This is a genomic window from Dasania marina DSM 21967 (assembly GCF_000373485.1).
Classification (GTDB): Bacteria; Pseudomonadota; Gammaproteobacteria; order Pseudomonadales; family Dasaniaceae; genus Dasania; species Dasania marina.
In genome coordinates this window covers 588,572-607,637 of the sequence record NZ_KB891576.1, presented here as the reverse complement: position 1 = coordinate 607,637, position 19,066 = coordinate 588,572, and the positions used below count along the sequence as shown (strand labels likewise).

General features: G+C 42.7%; 17 protein-coding genes. 13 read left to right on the top strand and 4 right to left on the bottom strand.

Annotated features, from left to right (window positions below; translation table 11 throughout):
- The first annotated feature begins 2 nt into the window (after positions 1 to 2).
- Positions 3 to 911: an HpcH/HpaI aldolase/citrate lyase family protein gene (locus tag B067_RS0107335; protein ID WP_019529430.1), complete on the top strand. Its 909-nt coding sequence runs from the start codon at positions 3 to 5 to the stop codon at positions 909 to 911.
- A 234-nt stretch (positions 912 to 1,145) separates the two neighbouring features.
- The gene (locus B067_RS0107330) at positions 1,146 to 2,336 is read left to right on the top strand and encodes an amino acid aminotransferase (protein ID WP_019529429.1); all 1,191 of its coding nucleotides are present in this window, start codon (positions 1,146 to 1,148) and stop codon (positions 2,334 to 2,336) included.
- 298 nt (positions 2,337 to 2,634) lie between these two features.
- Here the strand turns inward: B067_RS0107330 and B067_RS0107325 are convergent, their stop codons facing one another.
- Positions 2,635 to 3,564: an electron transfer flavoprotein subunit alpha/FixB family protein gene (locus tag B067_RS0107325; RefSeq protein WP_019529428.1), complete on the bottom strand. Its 930-nt coding sequence runs from the start codon at positions 3,562 to 3,564 to the stop codon at positions 2,635 to 2,637.
- On the bottom strand, positions 3,564 to 4,325 hold the full coding sequence (locus B067_RS0107320) for an electron transfer flavoprotein subunit beta/FixA family protein (protein ID WP_019529427.1): 762 nt from the start codon (positions 4,323 to 4,325) through the stop codon (positions 3,564 to 3,566). Before B067_RS0107320 ends, B067_RS0107325 begins: the two co-directional genes overlap by 1 nt.
- Positions 4,326 to 4,650: 325 nt before the next feature.
- Here B067_RS0107320 and B067_RS0107315 point away from each other — a divergent pair, with 325 nt between their 5' ends.
- The 10 genes from B067_RS0107315 to B067_RS0107270 all read left to right on the top strand — a co-directional run bounded on the left by B067_RS0107315 (position 4,651) and on the right by B067_RS0107270 (position 16,220).
- Positions 4,651 to 5,811 carry an acyl-CoA dehydrogenase family protein gene (locus tag B067_RS0107315; RefSeq protein ID WP_019529426.1) on the top strand — a complete coding sequence of 387 codons (1,161 nt, stop codon included), beginning with the start codon at positions 4,651 to 4,653 and terminating at the stop codon, positions 5,809 to 5,811.
- A 255-nt stretch (positions 5,812 to 6,066) separates the two neighbouring features.
- Positions 6,067 to 8,415: a TonB-dependent receptor gene (locus B067_RS0107310; protein WP_019529425.1), complete on the top strand. Its 2,349-nt coding sequence runs from the start codon at positions 6,067 to 6,069 to the stop codon at positions 8,413 to 8,415.
- A gap of 160 nt (positions 8,416 to 8,575) precedes the next feature.
- A complete protein-coding gene (locus B067_RS19865) occupies positions 8,576 to 10,165 on the top strand; it encodes a tetratricopeptide repeat-containing sulfotransferase family protein (protein WP_019529424.1) in 1,590 nt (529 codons plus the stop codon).
- A 279-nt stretch (positions 10,166 to 10,444) separates the two neighbouring features.
- Positions 10,445 to 10,630 (top strand): tautomerase family protein, encoded by a 186-nt coding sequence (locus B067_RS0107300; protein ID WP_019529423.1) that lies wholly within the window; start codon positions 10,445 to 10,447, stop codon positions 10,628 to 10,630.
- Between the two features lie 646 nt (positions 10,631 to 11,276).
- On the top strand, positions 11,277 to 12,413 hold the full coding sequence (locus B067_RS0107295; protein WP_019529422.1) for an LLM class flavin-dependent oxidoreductase: 1,137 nt from the start codon (positions 11,277 to 11,279) through the stop codon (positions 12,411 to 12,413).
- A 65-nt stretch (positions 12,414 to 12,478) separates the two neighbouring features.
- The gene (locus B067_RS0107290; RefSeq protein ID WP_019529421.1) at positions 12,479 to 13,288 is read left to right on the top strand and encodes an alpha/beta fold hydrolase; all 810 of its coding nucleotides are present in this window, start codon (positions 12,479 to 12,481) and stop codon (positions 13,286 to 13,288) included.
- Between the two features lie 22 nt (positions 13,289 to 13,310).
- Positions 13,311 to 13,697, top strand: coding sequence for a RidA family protein (locus B067_RS0107285; protein WP_019529420.1), 387 nt, complete (start codon positions 13,311 to 13,313; stop codon positions 13,695 to 13,697).
- Between the two features lie 18 nt (positions 13,698 to 13,715).
- On the top strand, positions 13,716 to 15,227 hold the full coding sequence (locus B067_RS0107280; protein WP_019529419.1) for an aldehyde dehydrogenase: 1,512 nt from the start codon (positions 13,716 to 13,718) through the stop codon (positions 15,225 to 15,227).
- A 47-nt stretch (positions 15,228 to 15,274) separates the two neighbouring features.
- On the top strand, positions 15,275 to 15,763 hold the full coding sequence (locus tag B067_RS0107275) for a flavin reductase family protein (RefSeq protein ID WP_026244498.1): 489 nt from the start codon (positions 15,275 to 15,277) through the stop codon (positions 15,761 to 15,763).
- 85 nt (positions 15,764 to 15,848) lie between these two features.
- Positions 15,849 to 16,220 (top strand): carboxymuconolactone decarboxylase family protein, encoded by a 372-nt coding sequence (locus tag B067_RS0107270; protein ID WP_019529417.1) that lies wholly within the window; start codon positions 15,849 to 15,851, stop codon positions 16,218 to 16,220.
- Between the two features lie 435 nt (positions 16,221 to 16,655).
- Here the strand turns inward: B067_RS0107270 and B067_RS0107265 are convergent, their stop codons facing one another.
- Entirely contained in the window at positions 16,656 to 17,624 is a 969-nt protein-coding gene (locus tag B067_RS0107265) for a 3-hydroxyacyl-CoA dehydrogenase NAD-binding domain-containing protein (RefSeq protein ID WP_019529416.1), read from the bottom strand.
- A gap of 98 nt (positions 17,625 to 17,722) precedes the next feature.
- Entirely contained in the window at positions 17,723 to 18,523 is an 801-nt protein-coding gene (locus tag B067_RS0107260) for a carnitinyl-CoA dehydratase (protein ID WP_019529415.1), read from the bottom strand.
- 62 nt (positions 18,524 to 18,585) lie between these two features.
- Between B067_RS0107260 and B067_RS0107255 the strand changes: the two genes are divergently transcribed.
- Positions 18,586 to 18,828, top strand: coding sequence for a hypothetical protein (locus tag B067_RS0107255; RefSeq protein WP_026244497.1), 243 nt, complete (start codon positions 18,586 to 18,588; stop codon positions 18,826 to 18,828).
- The last annotated feature ends 238 nt before the right edge of the window (positions 18,829 to 19,066 follow it).

The window sequence follows — 19,066 nt, the reverse complement described above, 5'->3', positions numbered from 1 at the left end:
CTATGAATACACAATTGCCGCTATGGCGATCATCACTTTTTGTACCCGCTAATGTTGAGCGTTTTATAGCCAAGGCGCATTTGCGTCAAGCTGATGCCATTATTCTCGACCTTGAGGATAGTGTTCCTCTGTCGCAAAAATCGAATGCTAGAGACAATGTAGGTGCAGCTGCAGTAAGAGTCGCTAGTAATGGGGCAGATGTAATTGTTCGAATTAATCAACCCTGGCGTTTAGCCGTTCGTGATTTAGAAGCAGTGATCGGCGAGCATGTGAAAGCGATCTGTGTTCCAAAGGTAAGTTGTGCGGCTCATATGCAATTTATTGCTGAAGTGATTACCGAGCTTGAAGTAGAGCGAAAGTTACCGATAGGCCACACAAAATTAATTGCATTGATCGAATCTGCGGCTGCTTTGAAACACTTGGATGCCATCGCCAGTAGTAGCCTGCGGATGCAGGGAATGATTCTTGGGCCAGAAGATTTTACCGCATCCGTCGGTATGGAAACGGATAGAGAAGGCTTACTATTTCCCAATCAGCAAATTGTTTTTGCGGCCAGGCAGGCGGGAATATTGCCTTTGGGCTTTGTGGGGTCTATCGGTGATTTTCGAGATCCTGAGGCGTTTAGGGAAATGATTAAATTTTCTCGGCGTTTAGGGTTGAGGGGGGGATTTTGTATTCATCCCGATCAAGTCACTATTATGAATGAAGAATTTGGCCCCAGTACAGAGGAGCTTGATAATGCCCGCGACTTACTCAAGGTGTTTGAGATAAGTTTACGTGAGGGCAGAGGCTCTGCCGAGTTTAAAGGCAAAATGATTGATGAGCCGGTAGTGGCTAGGGCTAGGGAGATCATTGCAATGGCAGAAGAGATAGTTGCTAAAGAGAAGTTTCTAGTCTCTAGTTTTAAGTGAATAGTCGTTAGTAGGGCGTTACTCGCTCCTAGTCGGTGGTGAAATCTACTGTCATACTGGCGACTAGTGACTGTTTTTATCTTGATCCAAGGCGGGACACGTGGCAGGATTGCACGCCTTATTGCCAGCGATACAGATCGTTTTGACTAGGCAGCCGTTTTACACCAGTCATTTTAGAACAAGGCATCGTATAATCAGTTTCAGAATCGAAACTGTAATCCCTAGGAGTTTGTAATGTTTGACTCGTTGTCCCCTTTGCCACAGGACCCTATTTTGGGGCTGTTGGCTGCTTTCCGTGAGGATACTAACCCCAGCAAGGTCGATTTGGGCGTTGGTGTCTATAAAAATGAAGCCGGACAAACGCCAATTATGGCAAGCGTTAAGCGCGCCGAAGCACTTTATATTGCTCAAGAAGATAGCAAAGCCTATGTCGGCCCAGCCGGTGACCCCGCATTTAATCAAGGGATGGAGCAGTTACTTTATGGTGCTGGCCATAAGGCGCTACTTGAAAATCGCGTACGCACGGTGCAAACCCCCGGTGGCTGTGGCGCATTGCGTTTAGCGGGCGAGTTTATTCATCGCTGTAACGACGCTGCCACTCTTTGGGTTAGTGACCCAACCTGGGCCAATCATATTCCCTTGTTTAGCAATGCCGGTTTAACGATCAAAACATACCCTTACTATGATGCAGAAACCAAAGGCATACGTTTTGATGCGATGATGGCATGTTTGCAAAAGCTTGGGCCTAATGATGTGGTCTTATTACACGGCTGTTGCCATAACCCCACCGGAGCTGATTTGAATAATGAGCAATGGTTAGCTATTGCCGACTTGGCTGAGGCTAAAGGTTTTTTACCGTTAGTGGATATTGCCTATCAAGGTTTTGGTAGCGGTTTAGATGATGATGCCTTTGGCGTGCGGTTATTGGCTGATCGATTGCCCGAACTTATTGTTGCGGCCTCATGTTCAAAAAACTTTGGTGTTTATCGTGAGCGAGTAGGGGCCTTGAGTCTTGTCTCTTCAACTCCTACGCAAGCCGATACCTCCCTATCACAAGTTCTCAATCTTTCTCGTGGTAATTACTCCATGCCACCTTCACATGGTGCTGCGGTTGTAGGTACTATTTTTCAAAATGAAGCATTAACCGCTGAATGGAAAAGCGAATTGACTGCAATGCGTGAGCGTATGAATAGCTTGCGTGTATTGTTAGTTGATCAACTTACCGCTAAGGGTGCCGGGTCACGTTTCGATCATATTGCTGCGCAAAATGGCATGTTCTCCTTCTTGGGTTTATCCGTTGAGCAGGTTCAGCGACTCGGCAAGGAATACTCTGTTTACCTTGTTAATTCGAGCCGCATAAATGTGGCGGGCATTAGCGAAGCGAACATAGCTTATTTATCGAACTCTATTGTTTCGGTTTTATAAGCTAATTTTAAATACCTATATAACGAAAAAGCCTGGTCAGTGTTCTGACCGGGCTTTTTATTAATTATTGCTTTTGTAATGGATGGCCGTAGCGGGCTATGCTTTGTACTAGGCATACCCCGTGATACGTTTTAGATGCGTCAAGTCTACAGTAGATCACAGGACAATTTTTTTGTGGCCGGCACAGGCCCGGCGCACCATCATTAAAAGGCACTAAGGTGCATCTTTAACCAAAAGTTTGTCACTTGGCACTTTTAACTGCCTACAGGAGCTTTACCGATTAAGCAGTAAATTTCAGCTACAACGCTTGCTCTAGCTCTGGTATCGCTTGAAATAAATCAGCGGCCAAACCGTAATCGGCAATTTGAAATATAGGGGCCTCGGGGTCTTTGTTGATAGCGACTATCACTTTTGAATCCTTCATGCCTGCCAAATGCTGAATGGCACCTGAGATACCTACAGCAATGTAAAGTTCGGGAGCGACAATTTTACCCGTTTGGCCAACCTGTTGGTCGTTGGACGCAAAACCTGCATCGACTGCGGCACGGGAGGCTCCTATTGCGGCGTCTAGTTTTGTTGCCACGCCATCAAGGATAGCAAAGTTTTCTGCGCTGCCAATGCCTCGACCACCAGATATGACCGTTTTAGCGGCGGTTAAATCCGGCCGCTCTGAAACCGTGAGATCCTCGCTGATATAGCGGGATATCCCCATATCATAGACTTCAGCAAGTTCAACCAGTTTAGCGTCACCGCCGGTAGCAACTGTAGCCTCAAAATTGGTGGCTCGTACGGTTATTACTTTAATGGGGTCTAGCGATTCAATCGTCGCAATGGCGTTGCCTGCATAAATAGGCCGTAAAAAAATGCTTGGGCTATCAATTTGTATGATATCTGATATTTGTGCCACATCTAATAGGGCCGCTACCCTAGGCATAACGTTTTTTGAGTCACTGGTAGCTGCGGCCATAATATGGCTGTATGAAACAGCTAGCGCGCTGATTAAGGCAGCCATATTTTCTGCTAGTTGATGCTCATAGGCTGGGTTATCCGCCAATAATACTGAATGCAAGGCGGGTATTTTACTGGCAGTGTTAGCAATGTCCCGGCAGTTTTTTCCTGCCACTAATAAATGTAACTCAGTGTCTATTTGAGAGGCGGCGTTAATGGCCTGTAAGGTGGCATCATTTAATACATGTGAGTTGTGTTCTGCAATAATAAGAATAGCCATTATATTACTTTCGCCTCGTTTTTAAGTTGATTGACAAGTTCAGAAACGCTTTCTACCATAATCCCTGTTTGGCGTTTTGCGGGTGAATCGACACCTAATAATTTACAATGTTGTTTAATAATAACGCCGTAGTCCTGTGGTGTTTTGATAAGTAAAGGCTTGCGTTTTGCTTTCATGATGTTGGGTAGAGATGCATAGCGAGGCTCGTTAAGCCGTAAATCAGTTGTCACTATCGCGGGTAAGTTGAGCTCAAGGGTTTGCATGCCGCCGTCTATTTCACGTGTTACTGATATTTTTGAGTTATTAATGCTAATGGCTGATGCAAATGTACCTTGGGGCATGCCGGTAAGAGCCGCGAGCATTTGACCTGTTTGATTATTGTCGGTATCTATGGCTTGTTTGCCGAGGATAACTAGATCAGGTTGTTCATTTTCAACAACTTTAGATAAAATCTTTGCAACGTTCAGTGACTCAACATTACTTGCAGTTTCTATCAATATTGCCCGGTCAACGCCTAGTGCAAGCGCTGTTCGCAATTCACTCTGTGAGAGGCTCGTGCCGACGGATACAGCGATAACCTCACTTGTAATACCTTCTTTTTCTGCTTTTTCTTTAATGCGTATAGCTTCTTCTATCGCTATTTCGCAAAATGGATTAATAGCCATTTTTGTGTTGCTAAGATCAACGTCACTTTTGTCTGTTTTTATTTTTATTTTTACGTTGTGATCAATAACCCGTTTAACAGTTACTAATATTTTCATGTGATATTCCCAATAAAATATATAATAGTTTTTCTAAAATAGTTTGTTAAATTTATTCAATAATTTGTGTTTATCATCATTTCTGTTCAATTGTTATTTTAGGAGGCTTAATTAACACCGGATGCAATATTTTTGACATTAGTGGCTAGTTTTTCGACGAAGGTGGTTAGGGGAAGGTTGTTAGCAAGTGCTGAGATATATCATTTATATGAGAAAGCAAGATGTGACGAATAATTCTGTTTATCGTCGAATTTTTATAACAACCTTAGGGGGAGATTTCTGATGATGGAGCTATAAATAATAGACAGCTAAATTAGGAGCGGTGATGAGTTTTCAGTTGACTGAAGAGCAGAGAATGTTTCAAGACTCTTTAAGAGTTTTTATTGAAAAAGAGATATTTCCTTATGAGGCTGAGGCCGACCGCACGGGGATAGTGCCTGTTGAGCTTTGTGAGCAAATTAAGCAGCGAGCAATTGAAATGGGCTTTTATGCGGTTAACTTACCGGAGTCTGTTGGTGGTGCCGGGCTAGATTACACGACTCTGGGGTTAATGGAGCGTGAACTGGGGAAGGCAAGTTATGGCTTGGGTGGTAATATTGCCAGGCCTACAGAGCTTCTGATGGCCTGTGAAGGTGAGCAGATAGAACAGTACCTAAAGCAGTGTGTGACGGGTGAGAAGCATGAGTGTTTCGCCTTAACAGAGCCAGGTGCTGGTTCAGATATTATGGCTATGACAACGAGAGCTGTAGCTGATGGTGATGATTATCTTATCACCGGTAATAAGCATTTTATCAGCAGCCCTTGTTTGCCAGATTTCGCCATTTTATTTGCGGTAACCGGCACGGATGAGACGCCGCGCGGTCCTCGTAAGCGTATAACTGCATTTTTAGTAGATCGTGATGAGAAAGGTTTTGAAATGAACTTAGGGCCGCTGTGTGCTGCCCAGCGTGCTTATCGAACCTACGAGCTTAATTTTGATGAATGTCGGGTTAACAAACGGCAAATACTAGGTGAAGAAGGTAAAGGACTTGAACTTGCCGATAAATGGTTAGGGATGGGGCGTGTGTGGGTGGGGGCGCAAAGTTGCGGCAAAGCTGAGCGACTTTTTGAATTGGCTAAAGATTGGGCTGCTACTAGGAAACAATTTGGCAAGCCGATCGGATCCTTTCAGGGAACCTCTTTTAAGCTTGCAGATATGGTCACAGAATTACAAGCGGCGGATTTGCTGGTGATGAACGCCTGCCAAAAAGCTGACTTGGGAATTATGCAGCCAGAAGATGCCGCAATGGCCAAACTGTTTGCCTCAGAAATGGTGGGTAGGGTTGCAGATAATACTGTGCAGATTTTTGGTGGCACGGGCTTAATGGAAGAGATGCCAGTCGAACGTTTATGGCGTGATGCCCGGATTGAAAGAATTTGGGATGGTACCTCTGAGATACAGCGACATATTATTGCAAGGTCTATATTGCGACCATTAGGTGCTTAACTATTTAAAATAGTAAATGTCGATTTTTCGTTTCTTGTAGTGTTATTTTTGTCGAATTATTGATAGCTAACAGGTATCAAATAAAAATTATAACTTGCCATGATTAACGAAAAATCAATATTTCTTTCGAATATTTACATTCAAGAGGTGTGTAGATAACTAACTATAATTAACAAAATAATAGATCATATTCTATACAGACTATGGGTGGTTTTTAGTTGTTGTGCATAGTTTAATATTACATAGGGGATAATAATGAAATTTAAGAAAAAAACCTTGTCTACCGTTATTGGTACAACAGCATTAATGTCATCGATAGGTGCCTCAGCAGCAGGTCCAGAGCTGGAAGAGCTCATAGTTACAGCAACTCAGCGCGATAGTAGTATTTATGAAATTCCTTACAATATCTCTGCGGTATCGGGTGAGGCAGTAGAGGCAGCGGGTGTAGCCGATTTATCCGATATTAGCCGTGTCGCCCCCGGCATTGCATTTATGGATCAAGGCCCTCGTGTTGTAGGTAATAATTATATTATTTTACGTGGTTTGAATGCTAATACCCAAAGTGGTGCAGCGGATGTGCCTCTGATTAGCGCGCCAGCAGTCTCTGTTTATATGGGCAGCGTGCCTATCTTTTCAAACTTTAGCATGACTGATTTAGCTCGAGTTGAGATTTTACGTGGTCCTCAAGGCACTTTGTATGGTTCCGGGTCATTGGGTGGCACATTACGGTTTATACCCAATCAACCTGCACTAACGGAAACTTCAGCAGATTTAACCGCTGAGATTTCAAGCGTAGATGAAGGTGATGATTTAAGTTACAACGTTAGTGGCATCTTTAATTTACCTGTTAGTGACCAATTAGCCTTTCGAGTTGTTGCCGGTTATCGGGAATTAGCCGGTTTTGTAGATAGTGTTGGCTTGATTGATCCGGATAGTAATGGTTATCCAACCGATAATGGTGATGGTAGCTACCGTGTTAAGTCCAAGCAGAAAGACAGTAACAAAAGCGATAATTGGTATTTACGCACCAGTGCTTTATATGAAGCAAGCGATACATTAAGTTTCTTGCTTAGTTATCAACATGAAGATGTCGACACAAAAGGTCGCCAAGCCCATAGCTATGATATTGGTGTTGACAGTACTGACAAATATGTACAACGCCTAGCATATGAAGAGCCGATGACATCTGAAACTGATTTGTTGAGTTTGGATGTTGAAGTTGATTTCGGTTTTGCAGTTTTATCTTCCTCTACATCAGTAGCTACACAGAAAGCCGAATGGACTCGTGATGCAACAGGTTTATACGACAATGCATTTTATTGGTATAAAACGTATTATTATCCCTTTGCGACAAATGTTAGTTATGGCGAATCTGAAGATGAAAAAATCGTACAAGAGTTTCGTTTAGCCTCTACAGGAGGTGAGACTCTAGATTGGGTTGTCGGTGCTTTTTATATGGATCAGGATTTCACTGTTGACGAGGCACAGTTTATTCCCGGTTTAACGGAGCATATTGCCAGCGACCCCTATACCTATGCCTTAGTTACCCCAACCACTGATTTGGTTTATGCTGCTGAGCGCGAAGTTGATTATAAAGATATGGCTGTATTTGGTGAATTAACTACTCATATCAGCGATGAGTGGCAGGTGACGGGTGGCGCACGTTTCTTTAAGCAGGAATTTGATCAAAGTTTTGTTTTCCATGCACCTTTTTGTCCATCACTTTACTATCAGCCTGCCACAGGAACTTGTGGTAGTGATGCTGATGGTATTTCAACATCGACCTTTTTAGATGAGGATGTCTCTGATCATATCCTTAAATTTAATACGTCCTACGACATCACTTACGAAACCAAGGTCTACATGACTGTTGCTGAAGGTTTTCGGCACGGCGGAGCCAATGCCGTGCCTACTGCTGGGCCTTGGCCCGAAGAGATAGGGCTCTATGATACCTTTGATGCAGATGAGGCCTTAAACAAAGAGATTGGTATAAAGGGAAAGCTTTTTGATGCACGCCATAGCTATACCGTGTCTATATTCCATATTGATTGGGATAAGCCGCAGTTCGATACATTTACTCAGGATTTCCATTTTTCGTCTGTAGTCAATGGGCCGGATGCTGTTTCTAAGGGGTTTGAGTTAGAGTTAAAGGGTCTCATTGGTGAGCGGTTATCCTATAGCTTCGGTTATAACTATACTCGCTCAGAGTGGGCTGAGGATGGATTTGTTGGTAGGTCTCCGCTGAAAAAAGGAGGGACTTTACCTGGAATCCCTAAACATATGGCAACTTTTTCTACAGACTATTATTTGCCTGTGTCAATGGGTGAAGTGGTTTTTCACTTAAACGGATTTTACCGAAGTGATGCAGATACAGCGCCAAATGAATCATGGGAAAATTTCAAAGAAATTGATAGCTTTTCAATGTTTGATGCTTCTATTGGCTTGGAAACAGAAACCTGGGGGGCGAAAATATTTATTGATAATCTAACTAATGAAGAAGGAACTACCGGAGGGCAAACGGCTGAAGGTTATGGACAGTATGCTTATAACTTTCTATCTAGACCACGTAGTATCGGTCTACGATTCAATTATAAAATTCAGTAATATATGGTTTTTTAAAAAGGCTCAGCTTGAGCTGAGCCTTTTTTTATGAAAAATTATAGCCTTTAATGGTTTGAATTTAACTTAATTGCTACTTAAGTAAATGTAACTGTGGTAAGTTTTTAGTGAGTGAAAATGTAAAATAATAAGTAGATATTAAGCCATGCAAGAAGCTGTAGAGAATGACCCAAAAAAACTTTCCCAAGTTGGCTGGCAATTACTTAAAGAGGGAGAAATTAACAAGGCATTGCAGCTTTGTGAAAAGCTGTTGAATATAGCACCCAACTTTGATGCTGCGCAGTATTTGACCAGCAAGGTGGTGTTGAAAACAGGTAAGGCAGAGTTAGCCTTGAAACATGCAGATCTTGCTATTGCCATTAGTGCTAAAGCAGAGTTTTTTATTCAAAAAGCTCAATGCCAGTGGGTGATGGGGCAGCGGGATCAGGTTCGTAAAACCGTGGCCTGTGCGGTGTCAAAGGCGCCAACAAATAGTCTTATTTTAGTTGCTGCTGGGAGCTTATTAACTAAATGTGAAGATATACAAGCCGCATTAGAGGTGTTTCTAAAGGCAAGGGATCTAGAGCCTGATAATGTCAGTGTATTATTTAATGTAGCGACTACGCTACGCTATTTGGGTAATGTTGATGAGGCCGAGGTTATTATCAATCACGTAATTAAATTAAATCCTGAGGACGATAATGCATTACTATTTCGCTCGGACTTAAGGGGGCAAACTGCGGTTGATAATCATATTGATGAAATAGAGAAGAGAATTAATAATGGATGTAATCGATCGTGGAATAGCGAAGTAAATCTTTACTATGCCCTGGCTAAAGAAACAGAAAATGTTGGTGATTATAAAAAATCATTTTCTGCATTAAGTACTGGTTCTGCACTTCGTCGTAAACACTTACAATATGATATTACACGCGACGTTTCACTGTTAGATGATATTCGATATCACTATCATAGTTATGAGCAATGCAGTCAGGCTATGAGCTGTGACAGTAGTGCTCCCATTTTTATTGTTGGTATGCCTCGCACAGGAACAACAATGATTGAGCGTATTTTAGGTTGTCACTCTGAGGTTGTCGCGGTCGGTGAGTTAGATGATTTTTCCAGAGAGATGATTAACGGTATCAGGACTTTTGCCAAAGGCAAGCCCATAAGAAAAGAGCTTATGGTTGAAGCATCATTAAATATAGACTTTAAAACAGTGGGTGAGCACTATGTCAATGGTGCAAATCAGGTGGCCGGTAGTAGTAATCGTTACTTTGTCGATAAGCTACCCTTTAATTTCTTATATTGTGGTTTAATCAATAGAGCCTTGCCGAATGCAAAAATTATCCATATGACAAGAGATCCTATGGATACTTGTTATGCGGTTTATAAGACCTTATTCGGTCAAGCATATCCTTTTTCATATGACCTTGATGAATTAGCCACTTACTATATTGCCTATCGAAAACTGATGGATCATTGGCATAAGGTGATGCCAGGTAAGATTTTAAATGTTTGCTACGAAGATGTTATTGACTCTCCAGAGCTTGAAGCTAAAAAAATGCTGGAGTATTGTCAGTTACCTTGGCAGCCTGAGTGTTTAGATTTTCATCGTTCAACGGCAGCTTCTACAACGGCTAGTGCCGCGCAAGTACGTAGGCCAATTTATAAAACATCAGTGCAAAAGTGGCGTCACTTTGAAGAACCGTTGCAGCCATTACAGAAAAGGTTACAAGAAGCCGGTTTGATCTAGTTGTCGTGCTAGGTTCATTGATAAAGTCATTCCCATTTTATGTGCTGTTATAAGCCGGTATACGATAATGTTAATTTAAATTATATAAAGTCAATAATTTTAATGAGGCGGCGCGTTTAAGTGCTTTATTGAAGTTATATGGCAGTAAAAATGTAGGGGTTTTTTTTAGTCCCTGCTTAATAAAGTAGTCAGAAGATACGGGCCTGCACTAATCAAGTATAAATAATAGAGAAATATTCGCGTAGTTATCACAATTACTATCAATACATAGGGGTTTTTATGCCTGTTATTACTATTCAACAAATCGCTGGTCGAACCCAGCAGCAAAAATCTGAAGTGATGAAGAAAATAACAGAGGCCTTTGTCGATGTTTATCAAGTACCTGCTGAGGGTGTAATGATCATTTTTCAAGATCTTCAAGATGAAGATTGGGGGAGAAATGGCGTTCTTCATAGTGAGAAGTAATAAAGCGTTATTTTTCTAAGCACGGATATGACTTCCCGCATGCCCTATCCCGTGTGAAGCTCTCTAACTGGTCTTATATCGAGATAAAGTGTTGGCTAACAGATGGCTAACTTGTTGTTATATAGCACCATGCTAAGGGTGGTGGTAGCAATAAAGCACTCTCTGGTAGGTTGAAATCTAATGGATTATTTATATATATTTGACATATAAACGTTAGAATTTGTTGTTAAGTGATCTGATACGGCTACGACATAACTTAATCATATCTCTATACCACTACTATCTATATTTTTCAGCGTTAACAAGCGTATTTAAAAATAGCTAAACTCATGTTTTTATCCGATCTTATCGAGCGAAGAAATGTACTTGTGCTCAGATCAGAGAGGTTTCCTCCAGTCCACAAGGTTGGCGGTGACTTCGGTTATCGCTATACACCAGATAGATAATCTAAGTAACACCTCTATTCATCGGCTGATAGACTTTCGATAGTGCCAGAATGATAAGCTACCAATAATTCTCCTGCTTATGATTAGCGTGATTTTTTTGTTACGTGAAGGTGGCGATTTTCAAACTTTACCCATGGTCAGAAAAAGAATGTAATGCAATTACTGCGTTGGAATTACTTTGATCGATTAGGTGAAAAATAATGAAATTCGGATACTTTTGTAATTTAACAAACTGGAATAACAAGCCTTACGGTCAGTTACTTACTGAAACTCGTGAGATAGCTCAGCACTGTGATGAGGCTGGTTGGGATTCAATCTGGCTGACCGAGCACCACCTTAATCATGAGGGTATGGATGCCTGCCCAAACCCATTGATGATATGTGCCGACATCGCTGCTAGAACTAAGCAGATTAGGTTAGGCCAAGCTGCGAACATAGTACCTTTTTGGAATCCACTGCGCCTCGCAGAAGATGTGGCCATGTTGGATCATTTGTCTAATGGTAGGGTAGATTGCGGTGTCGGTCGTGGCGTTTATGGTCGTGAGGCCATTCATATGAACCCTGAGGCGGATGTGGCTGATCAGGCGAAAAACTATCGCGTGTTTGATGAGTCGCTTGAGGTAATTAAGAAAGCCTGGACTCAAGATTTATTTGATCATAAAGGTGAGTTTTATACTTATCCAGCCCCAGATTTTAAATGGGAGCATGATATGAGCCCGCCAAATCCTGATTTTATGAATATTGAGGATAATACCTTAACAAAAATAGGCCTGGTTCCCAGGCCTTTGCAGCAACCTCATCCGCCTTTGTGGCAGGTAGTTGACGGTTTAAACTCCATTGAGCTAGCGGGTCTCAAAGGGATGAATACGATTATGTGGATTCCCACTGTGGCCGCTTTAAAAGAGCGGTTCCAAGTTTTTCAAAAGGCTCGTTCAGAATTTAAAGGTCACCAAGTCCCCTTAGGTGAAGGTATTTCTCTAGTAAGGGATATGTTTGTCGCTGACAGTATGGATGAGGCACGAGAATTAGCCGCAGAGGGAATTCTTACCTATATTCGTTGGATTGCGCATTGGCGTGGTTTGGGGAATCACATGAATCCTGGGGAAGAACTGATTAAAACACCTAATAAATTAGATTTATTAGATTACGACTTTTTACATCCTAGAAACCTTTTATTTGGCACGCCAGATTATGTGGCCGAAAAAATCCATGAATTACAAACGGAATTAGGTGTTGAGCATCTTCAGGTCTGGTCTAATTTCCCGGGCGTTCCTCATGAGCAGGTAATGAAGAGTGTTAAAATGTTTTCAGAAAAAGTAATGCCGCAATTTACTTAATGTCGAATTCGAAGGTTCACAAGTATATTAGCTAGAATTATAAAAACCAACAACGACGAGCTACGATGAAAAATGATATTGGAATGATGGCCGACACCGTGTTTAGTGAAGATGGAGAAGGGCCGACTGTTATATTGGTGCATGGGCTTGGGCTTAACCAAGATATGTGGCAATGGCAACTCGATGCTTTACAAAAGCATTACCGAGTTGTTCGATATGACTTACTCGGTCATGGTGGCAGTGAAAAGCCAAACGGCCCTTATTCTATGGAGCAAATGGTCGATCAGCTTTATCGCTTAATTACCACTCAGGGGTATGGGCAGTGTGCTTTAGTGGGCTTTTCCCTAGGGGGTTTAATTGTTCAGGCCTTCACTCTGGCACACCCCGATCTTGTTTCCGCGTTAGCTATATTAAACGCTGCTCATGCTAGAACCGATGAACAGCGAGCTGGAATAATGAAACGTGTTGAGCAGTGCCGCGAGTCTGGCCCTGGCGCTACGGTAACGGATGCGTTAACACGCTGGTTTACCGAAGATTATGCAGATAAAAATCCAGAGGTATTGGCGCAGGTTCGTCAGTGGGTGATTGCTAATAACCCTAAGGTCTATCCGGAATTATATCGGCTTTTAGCTATGGCGGACATTGGATTGGAAGACAATATTGCCAATATTCAGTGTCCAGTCTTAATTCTAACTGGCGAGGAGGATTTTGGTAATTCTGTTGAAATGGCTCAGGGTATGGCTTCGTTAATACCCAATTCCCAACTAGAGATTCTAAAAGGACTGCGACATATGGCGTTGGCTGAAAGTCCAGTACAAGTTAATAAATTACTTATTAATTTTTTAGAGGATGCACTTAGCCTAGCTGACAAATAATCGCTATTGGAGTGGGAATATTATGAAGGGAATACAAACATTAGGTGAGCCGATTATTATTAATGGTCGGCGCTTATCACTTTCAAAAGCGGTGAAGGCTGGTAATTTTATTTTTCTAACCGGGCAAATCCCCATGAAAGATAATAAGCCATTAACCGAAGGGACTATTGAAGAGCAGACCCGTAATTGTATTGAACATATTCAAGAAACGCTTCGCGACTGTGGCTGTAGCTTAGCAAATGTAGTGAAATCTATGGTGTGGTTAAAAAGTCGGGAAGACTTTGCCGGCTTTAATGCTATTTATGGTGAGTATTTTGCTGATAATCCTCCTGCACGTTCGGCCTTGGTCTCTGATTTTTTGGTAGATATAAAAGTAGAGATAGAGTGCGTTGCTTACCTTAGTGATTGATGAAATAAACCTCTGTAAATGAGTTTAAATCAGGAAAAAAACATGACTGAACTAATAAAATACCAAATGTATATTGACGGGCAGAGAGTTGATGCTGAAGACGGCAAGACTTTTGAAAGCATAAATCCTGCTACAGGGGAAAGTTGGGCGCTTATACCTGAAGCTAGTGCCGCTGATGTTGAGCGCGCTGTAGAGGCTGCTCACAGGGCCTTTACTAGTGGCCCATGGAGTACAATGCTTCCTACTCAACGCGGTAAGTTGTTGCGTAGGCTGGGTGATATTTTAACAGCACACTCAGAGACTTTGGGTGAAATTGAAACGCGAGATACCGGAAAGTTATTAAAAGAGACGCGTTGGCAGGCTGGGTATATTTCGGAATATTACCATTACTATGCTGGCTTAGCCGATAAGGTTCAAGGGGCGACATTACCTATCGACAAACCTAATATGTTCGCGATGACAGTGCGTGAGCCCCTGGGTGTAGTGGCGGCAATTGTGCCTTGGAATTCACAGCTGTTTCTAACAGCCATGAAAATAGCCCCCGCTTTAGCGACAGGTAATACTGTTGTATTAAAGGCCTCTGAGCATGCGTCGGCGGCGATGTTAGAATTCGCAAAAGTTTTCGAAGAGGCGGGTTTCCCCCCAGGTGTGGTCAATATTGTCACAGGCTTTGGTGACCCTTGTGGCAAAGTACTAAGTTCTCACCGCCTAGTCGACCGTATAAGTTTTACGGGTGGGCTTGAGTCTGCGCGACATATTATCCATAACTCGGCTAATAATTTTGCTGAAGTGTCGACAGAGCTTGGTGGTAAGTCACCGATGATTATTTTTGAAGATGCGGATATCAATAGCGCGGTAAATGGTATTTTACTGAGTATTTTCAGTGCTAGTGGCCAGAGTTGTGTGGCTGGATCTCGGTTATTAATTCAAGACAGTATTTATGATGAGGTTCTCTCTCGGGTCGCCAAACGTGCCAGTGAAATAATAATAGGCTGTCCGCTGGATGATGAGAGTCAAATGGGGCCGTTAGCAACCCGTAATCAGTTAGCCAACATTGAAGCCAGTGTCGCCAAGTCATTGGCGATGGGCGGTAAACTAGTTCACGGCGGTCGACGCCCTCCTCATTTAGATAACGGTGGCTTGTATTATGAGCCGACTATTATTGAATGCCCCAGTATGGATGTGGAAGTGGCAAATAAAGAAATGTTTGGTCCCGTTGTCAGTGTGCTTCGTTTCCGTGATGAGCAGGATGCGATTAAAATTGCCAACGATACCAATTTTGGTCTGGCCTCAGGCGTGTTTACCAGCGATCTTGGCAGGGGTATACGCATGTCTAAGGCGATACGTGCCGGTATTGTCTGGTTAAATACTTATCGAACAGTCTCTCCTATGGCGCCCTTTGGTGGTTATAAAGATAGTGGGCATGGGCGCGAGTCTGGTTTACAGGCTATTTATGATTATACGCGTGAGAAAACTATTTGGATCAATACTTCCGTTGAGCCGATTGATGATCCTTTCCGCATGCAATGATTTTAAAGAAAAATTAGTCCGTATGATTGTTACAGTAAGGAATTAGCATGGTTGATCAAACACTCTATCGATCAGTTCTTGGGCAATTTGCCACAGGGGTGGTCGTAGTGACGGCGGCGGATGGCGATGGCGGGCTCACCGGCTTAACGGTCAATGCTTTTAGCGCGGTTTCTTTGGACCCGCCTTTAATCATGGTTTGCCCGCAAAAAACATCGGTTTCTTGTCAGCATATTGTTAAACACAAAAAATTTGCGGTACACATATTAACGGCATCTCAAGCTGAAACAGCTTGGGCATTTGCTAAACGGGATGTTGATATTGGGGATATAGCTTGGCATATGAGTGATAGCGGTATCCCTGTGCTGAATGATTGCCTAGCGCTAATTGAGTGTCGGCTGTGGGAAATTTATGAAGGTGGTGATCATCATATTTTGGTAGGCGAAGTTATCCATATGGAATCTTCCAGTGCTGAGCAGCAACCACTGATGTTCCATCGTGGAACAATGAGTTCATTGCCTCATTTAGAGGCAATATAGCTAGCGTTATTTTAGCGCCCCATAAATATGAATCAACATTCGATCTAGGTATTAGTCATCATTACTAATTTATTGGAGGAATAATATGTCATCTAAAAAATTTGAAGAGGGTTTGAAAATACGAAAAGAAGTTGTCGGTGAAGAGTATGTTAATGACTCGATAAACAATGCCGATGACTTTACCATGCCGTTACAGGAGTTAGTCACAGAGTACTGCTGGGGCAGTGTATGGGCCCGCGATGGCTTGCCACGTAAAACGCGTAGTTTATTGAATCTAGTTATGCTTACGGCTTTAAACCGTCCCCATGAATTAAAGCTACACTTGGTAGGCGCTATTAATAATGGTTGTAGCAAAGAGGAAATTATGGAGGCGTTGTTACAAACGGCTATTTATTGTGGCGTGCCTGCAGCTATTGATAGCTTTAGGACTGCTCGCGCAGTGCTGGACGACCTTTAGTAATATTTTTACACATAGGGATTGGAGCTCCCGTCCGTAATACCCGAACACACTTTACCGTTATCTACTTGTTAGATAGCGGTTTTTTTTGGTTGTTGATTTCGCTGGGTAGTTTATATCGATAGCCTATCCTAGGGAGGTATTATTAGTTTTTATAATAGATTTGCTGCGATAAATTAATTGTTGAATGATGCGGAAATCTAATGCAATTAGAGTGTAAGGCTTAGCTGTTGTTTGATGAGTGGCCAAACAGTTAATGACTTGCTGTATTGTACTGTTTGCTTATGTTTAGAGGGGGTGCAGAAAATTACTATCAATTTCCGGCCATTTTTAATGGACGGTATTGCTGCCCAGCTAGCAATAACTTGCAAATAGATACTATTTATATAATGCCTCTTACTTGCAAATACTGCTACTGGGTAGTCAGGTAAATGACTAGCTTAGCGGTAAGGTCATTCCTTTCAAGGCTTTCTGAATGGCGACTAAACCAGCATCTCTTGCGCGGCTTAGGCTGATGTAATCGTGTTCACCGGCTTCGCGAATACAACCATCTACCATTTTGTCCCTAAGCTCTTGTGTGAGTTCAGGCGCTACAAGGCGAGTCCAGGGGATTTTAAGAGTAGGCCCAAACTGGTCTAGGTTATAGGCCATACCGCCTTCGCCGCCACCATTGTGGAAGGTTAAACAAGGGCCCATCAGTGCCCAGCGGGGGCCGGGGCCGTTGGTGATGGCAAAATCTATTTCTTCTACGGTAGCTTCGTTGTTATCTACCATGTGCAAAGCTTCGCGCCAAATAGCTTCTTGCAAGCGGGTGGCAATAAAACCTGGGATGTCTTTTGAGAGAACTAAAGGAGCTTTGCCGGCCGATTTATAAAATTCAACCAACCAGTCTACGGCTTCGGGAAGGGTTTTTTCGCCTTTAACCATCTCCACAAGGGGGAGTAGATAGGGAGGGTTAAAGGGGTGGCCAACGACTGTGCGATGGGGGGTTGAGCACTGCGCTTGGATATCAGTCATGGAAAGACCGGAGGTGCTGGAGGCTATAACTACATTAGCAGCAACTAGCTCCCCGAGTTTGGTATAGAGCGCTTGCTTTAAACCGAGGTTTTCTGGAATGCTTTCTTGAATAAATTCAGCCTTGGCCACTGCTTTTGCTAAATCATTAGTGCAGCTAAAGTTTTCTAATGAAGCGCCTTCAGAAAGTCCTAATGCTTCTAAACTAATCCAGGCATTTTCAATTAACGCGCGCAATAGCTTTTCTTCTTTAAGATCGTGGATGTAGCTGGTGACGTGATAGCCGTGGGCTAAAAAATAGGCAGCCCAACCTGCACCTATGGGGCCGGCACCAATACAAGTGACATATTTAACGTCACTAGGCTTTATTGGAGAAAATTTTTGAGACATGTGAAAACTCCGTATTATTATATCTTCTTTTAATGTGCTGATTGACTTCAATCACCACATTAAAACGTCAAAGACTATGGATAAATTACGCTGGTAAATTATTCACCTTTAAAGCTAGGGTCGCGTTTTTCGACAAACGCTTGCACGCCTTCCTGAGCATCTTCGGATGTTAATAGCGCACGGTAAGTCGGTAGGTCTGCTGTGCGAACGGTGTTGAATGATTCCTTAATGGTGTCACCTTCCGTTGCGCGCATAAGCTCTTTTATAGATTGCACCGCCAATGGCGCTGATTCAGCGAGTTGATTAGCCCAGGCTCTGGCAGTTTCCATCAGTTTATCTTGAGGTACGACCTTATTGACCAATCCATAGCTAGCCGCTTCGGCCGCACTCATACGTTCGCCAATCAGAAACATTTCAATAGCTTTGTTATAAGGTAGGCGTTTAGCGAGGCGTTGGATGGCGCCAGCGTCTGGTACTAATCCTAGAGGTAATTCAGGTAGGGAAAATTCAACGTTGTCACCAGCAATCAGTAGGTCACAGGCAAGCGCGAGTTCAAAGCCACCACCAATGGTAAGGCCATTAAGGGCGCCGATTACGGGTTTGTTTAAATCCCATAATTCGGTTAAACCGGCAAAACCACCTGGGCCGTAGTCATCCTCCCACCAATTGTTAGTCGACATTTCGCCCGCGTTAAGCGCTTTTAAGTCCCAGCCCGCACAAAATATACGGTCGCCGCCACCGGTAATAATACCGACACGTAGTTCTGGGTCGTCGCGCAGCAGAACAAAGGCTTCCCCCAGGCGCTGGCTAATGGTGATATTTATGGCATTGGCTTTAGGGTTATCGAGGACAATTTCGAGCACTCGACCATTTCGTGTGACTTTAACGGGCTCAGACATACTGACTTCCTTCTAGGTGATGACTTCTATTGCTGTAGTGGTTTTAAACTTGAGTCGTAATAATGTTACTTACAACATTGGCTATTGTTTATTTCTTGTTGCTATCAACGTTTATACATCATGTTGTTTTGGGCGTAGGTTTAATTATTTTTTTGCGACACAAACAACAAGAAATCGACAACATTATTGGCGGTGTATTAGATTATTTTAATAATGGAGGTATGTTTTTGCGCCATTCTAACGTTGCTCTGCGGGTTGAGTGTGTAGGCTTTAGTCATAGCCTCTATTTAGAAACGCTTTTTTAATGATCAATATCCTTATCTATTTGAATAATATAGCCTTTTATGGCGATTCTGGTTATTGGGGGAGCCTAGTGATCCGGTGGCGGTAAAAATTCTATACTGTGGTGAATATCAACAATAATAAAAATTACCTTTCTCTACTTTTAACGGTAAGTGATTGAAAAATGACTGCCAATTGACCTATAGGGTTGATTTCATACCGGTGAGGTCTGAAGGTGAGGTGTGGAGGTGAGGGCTGACC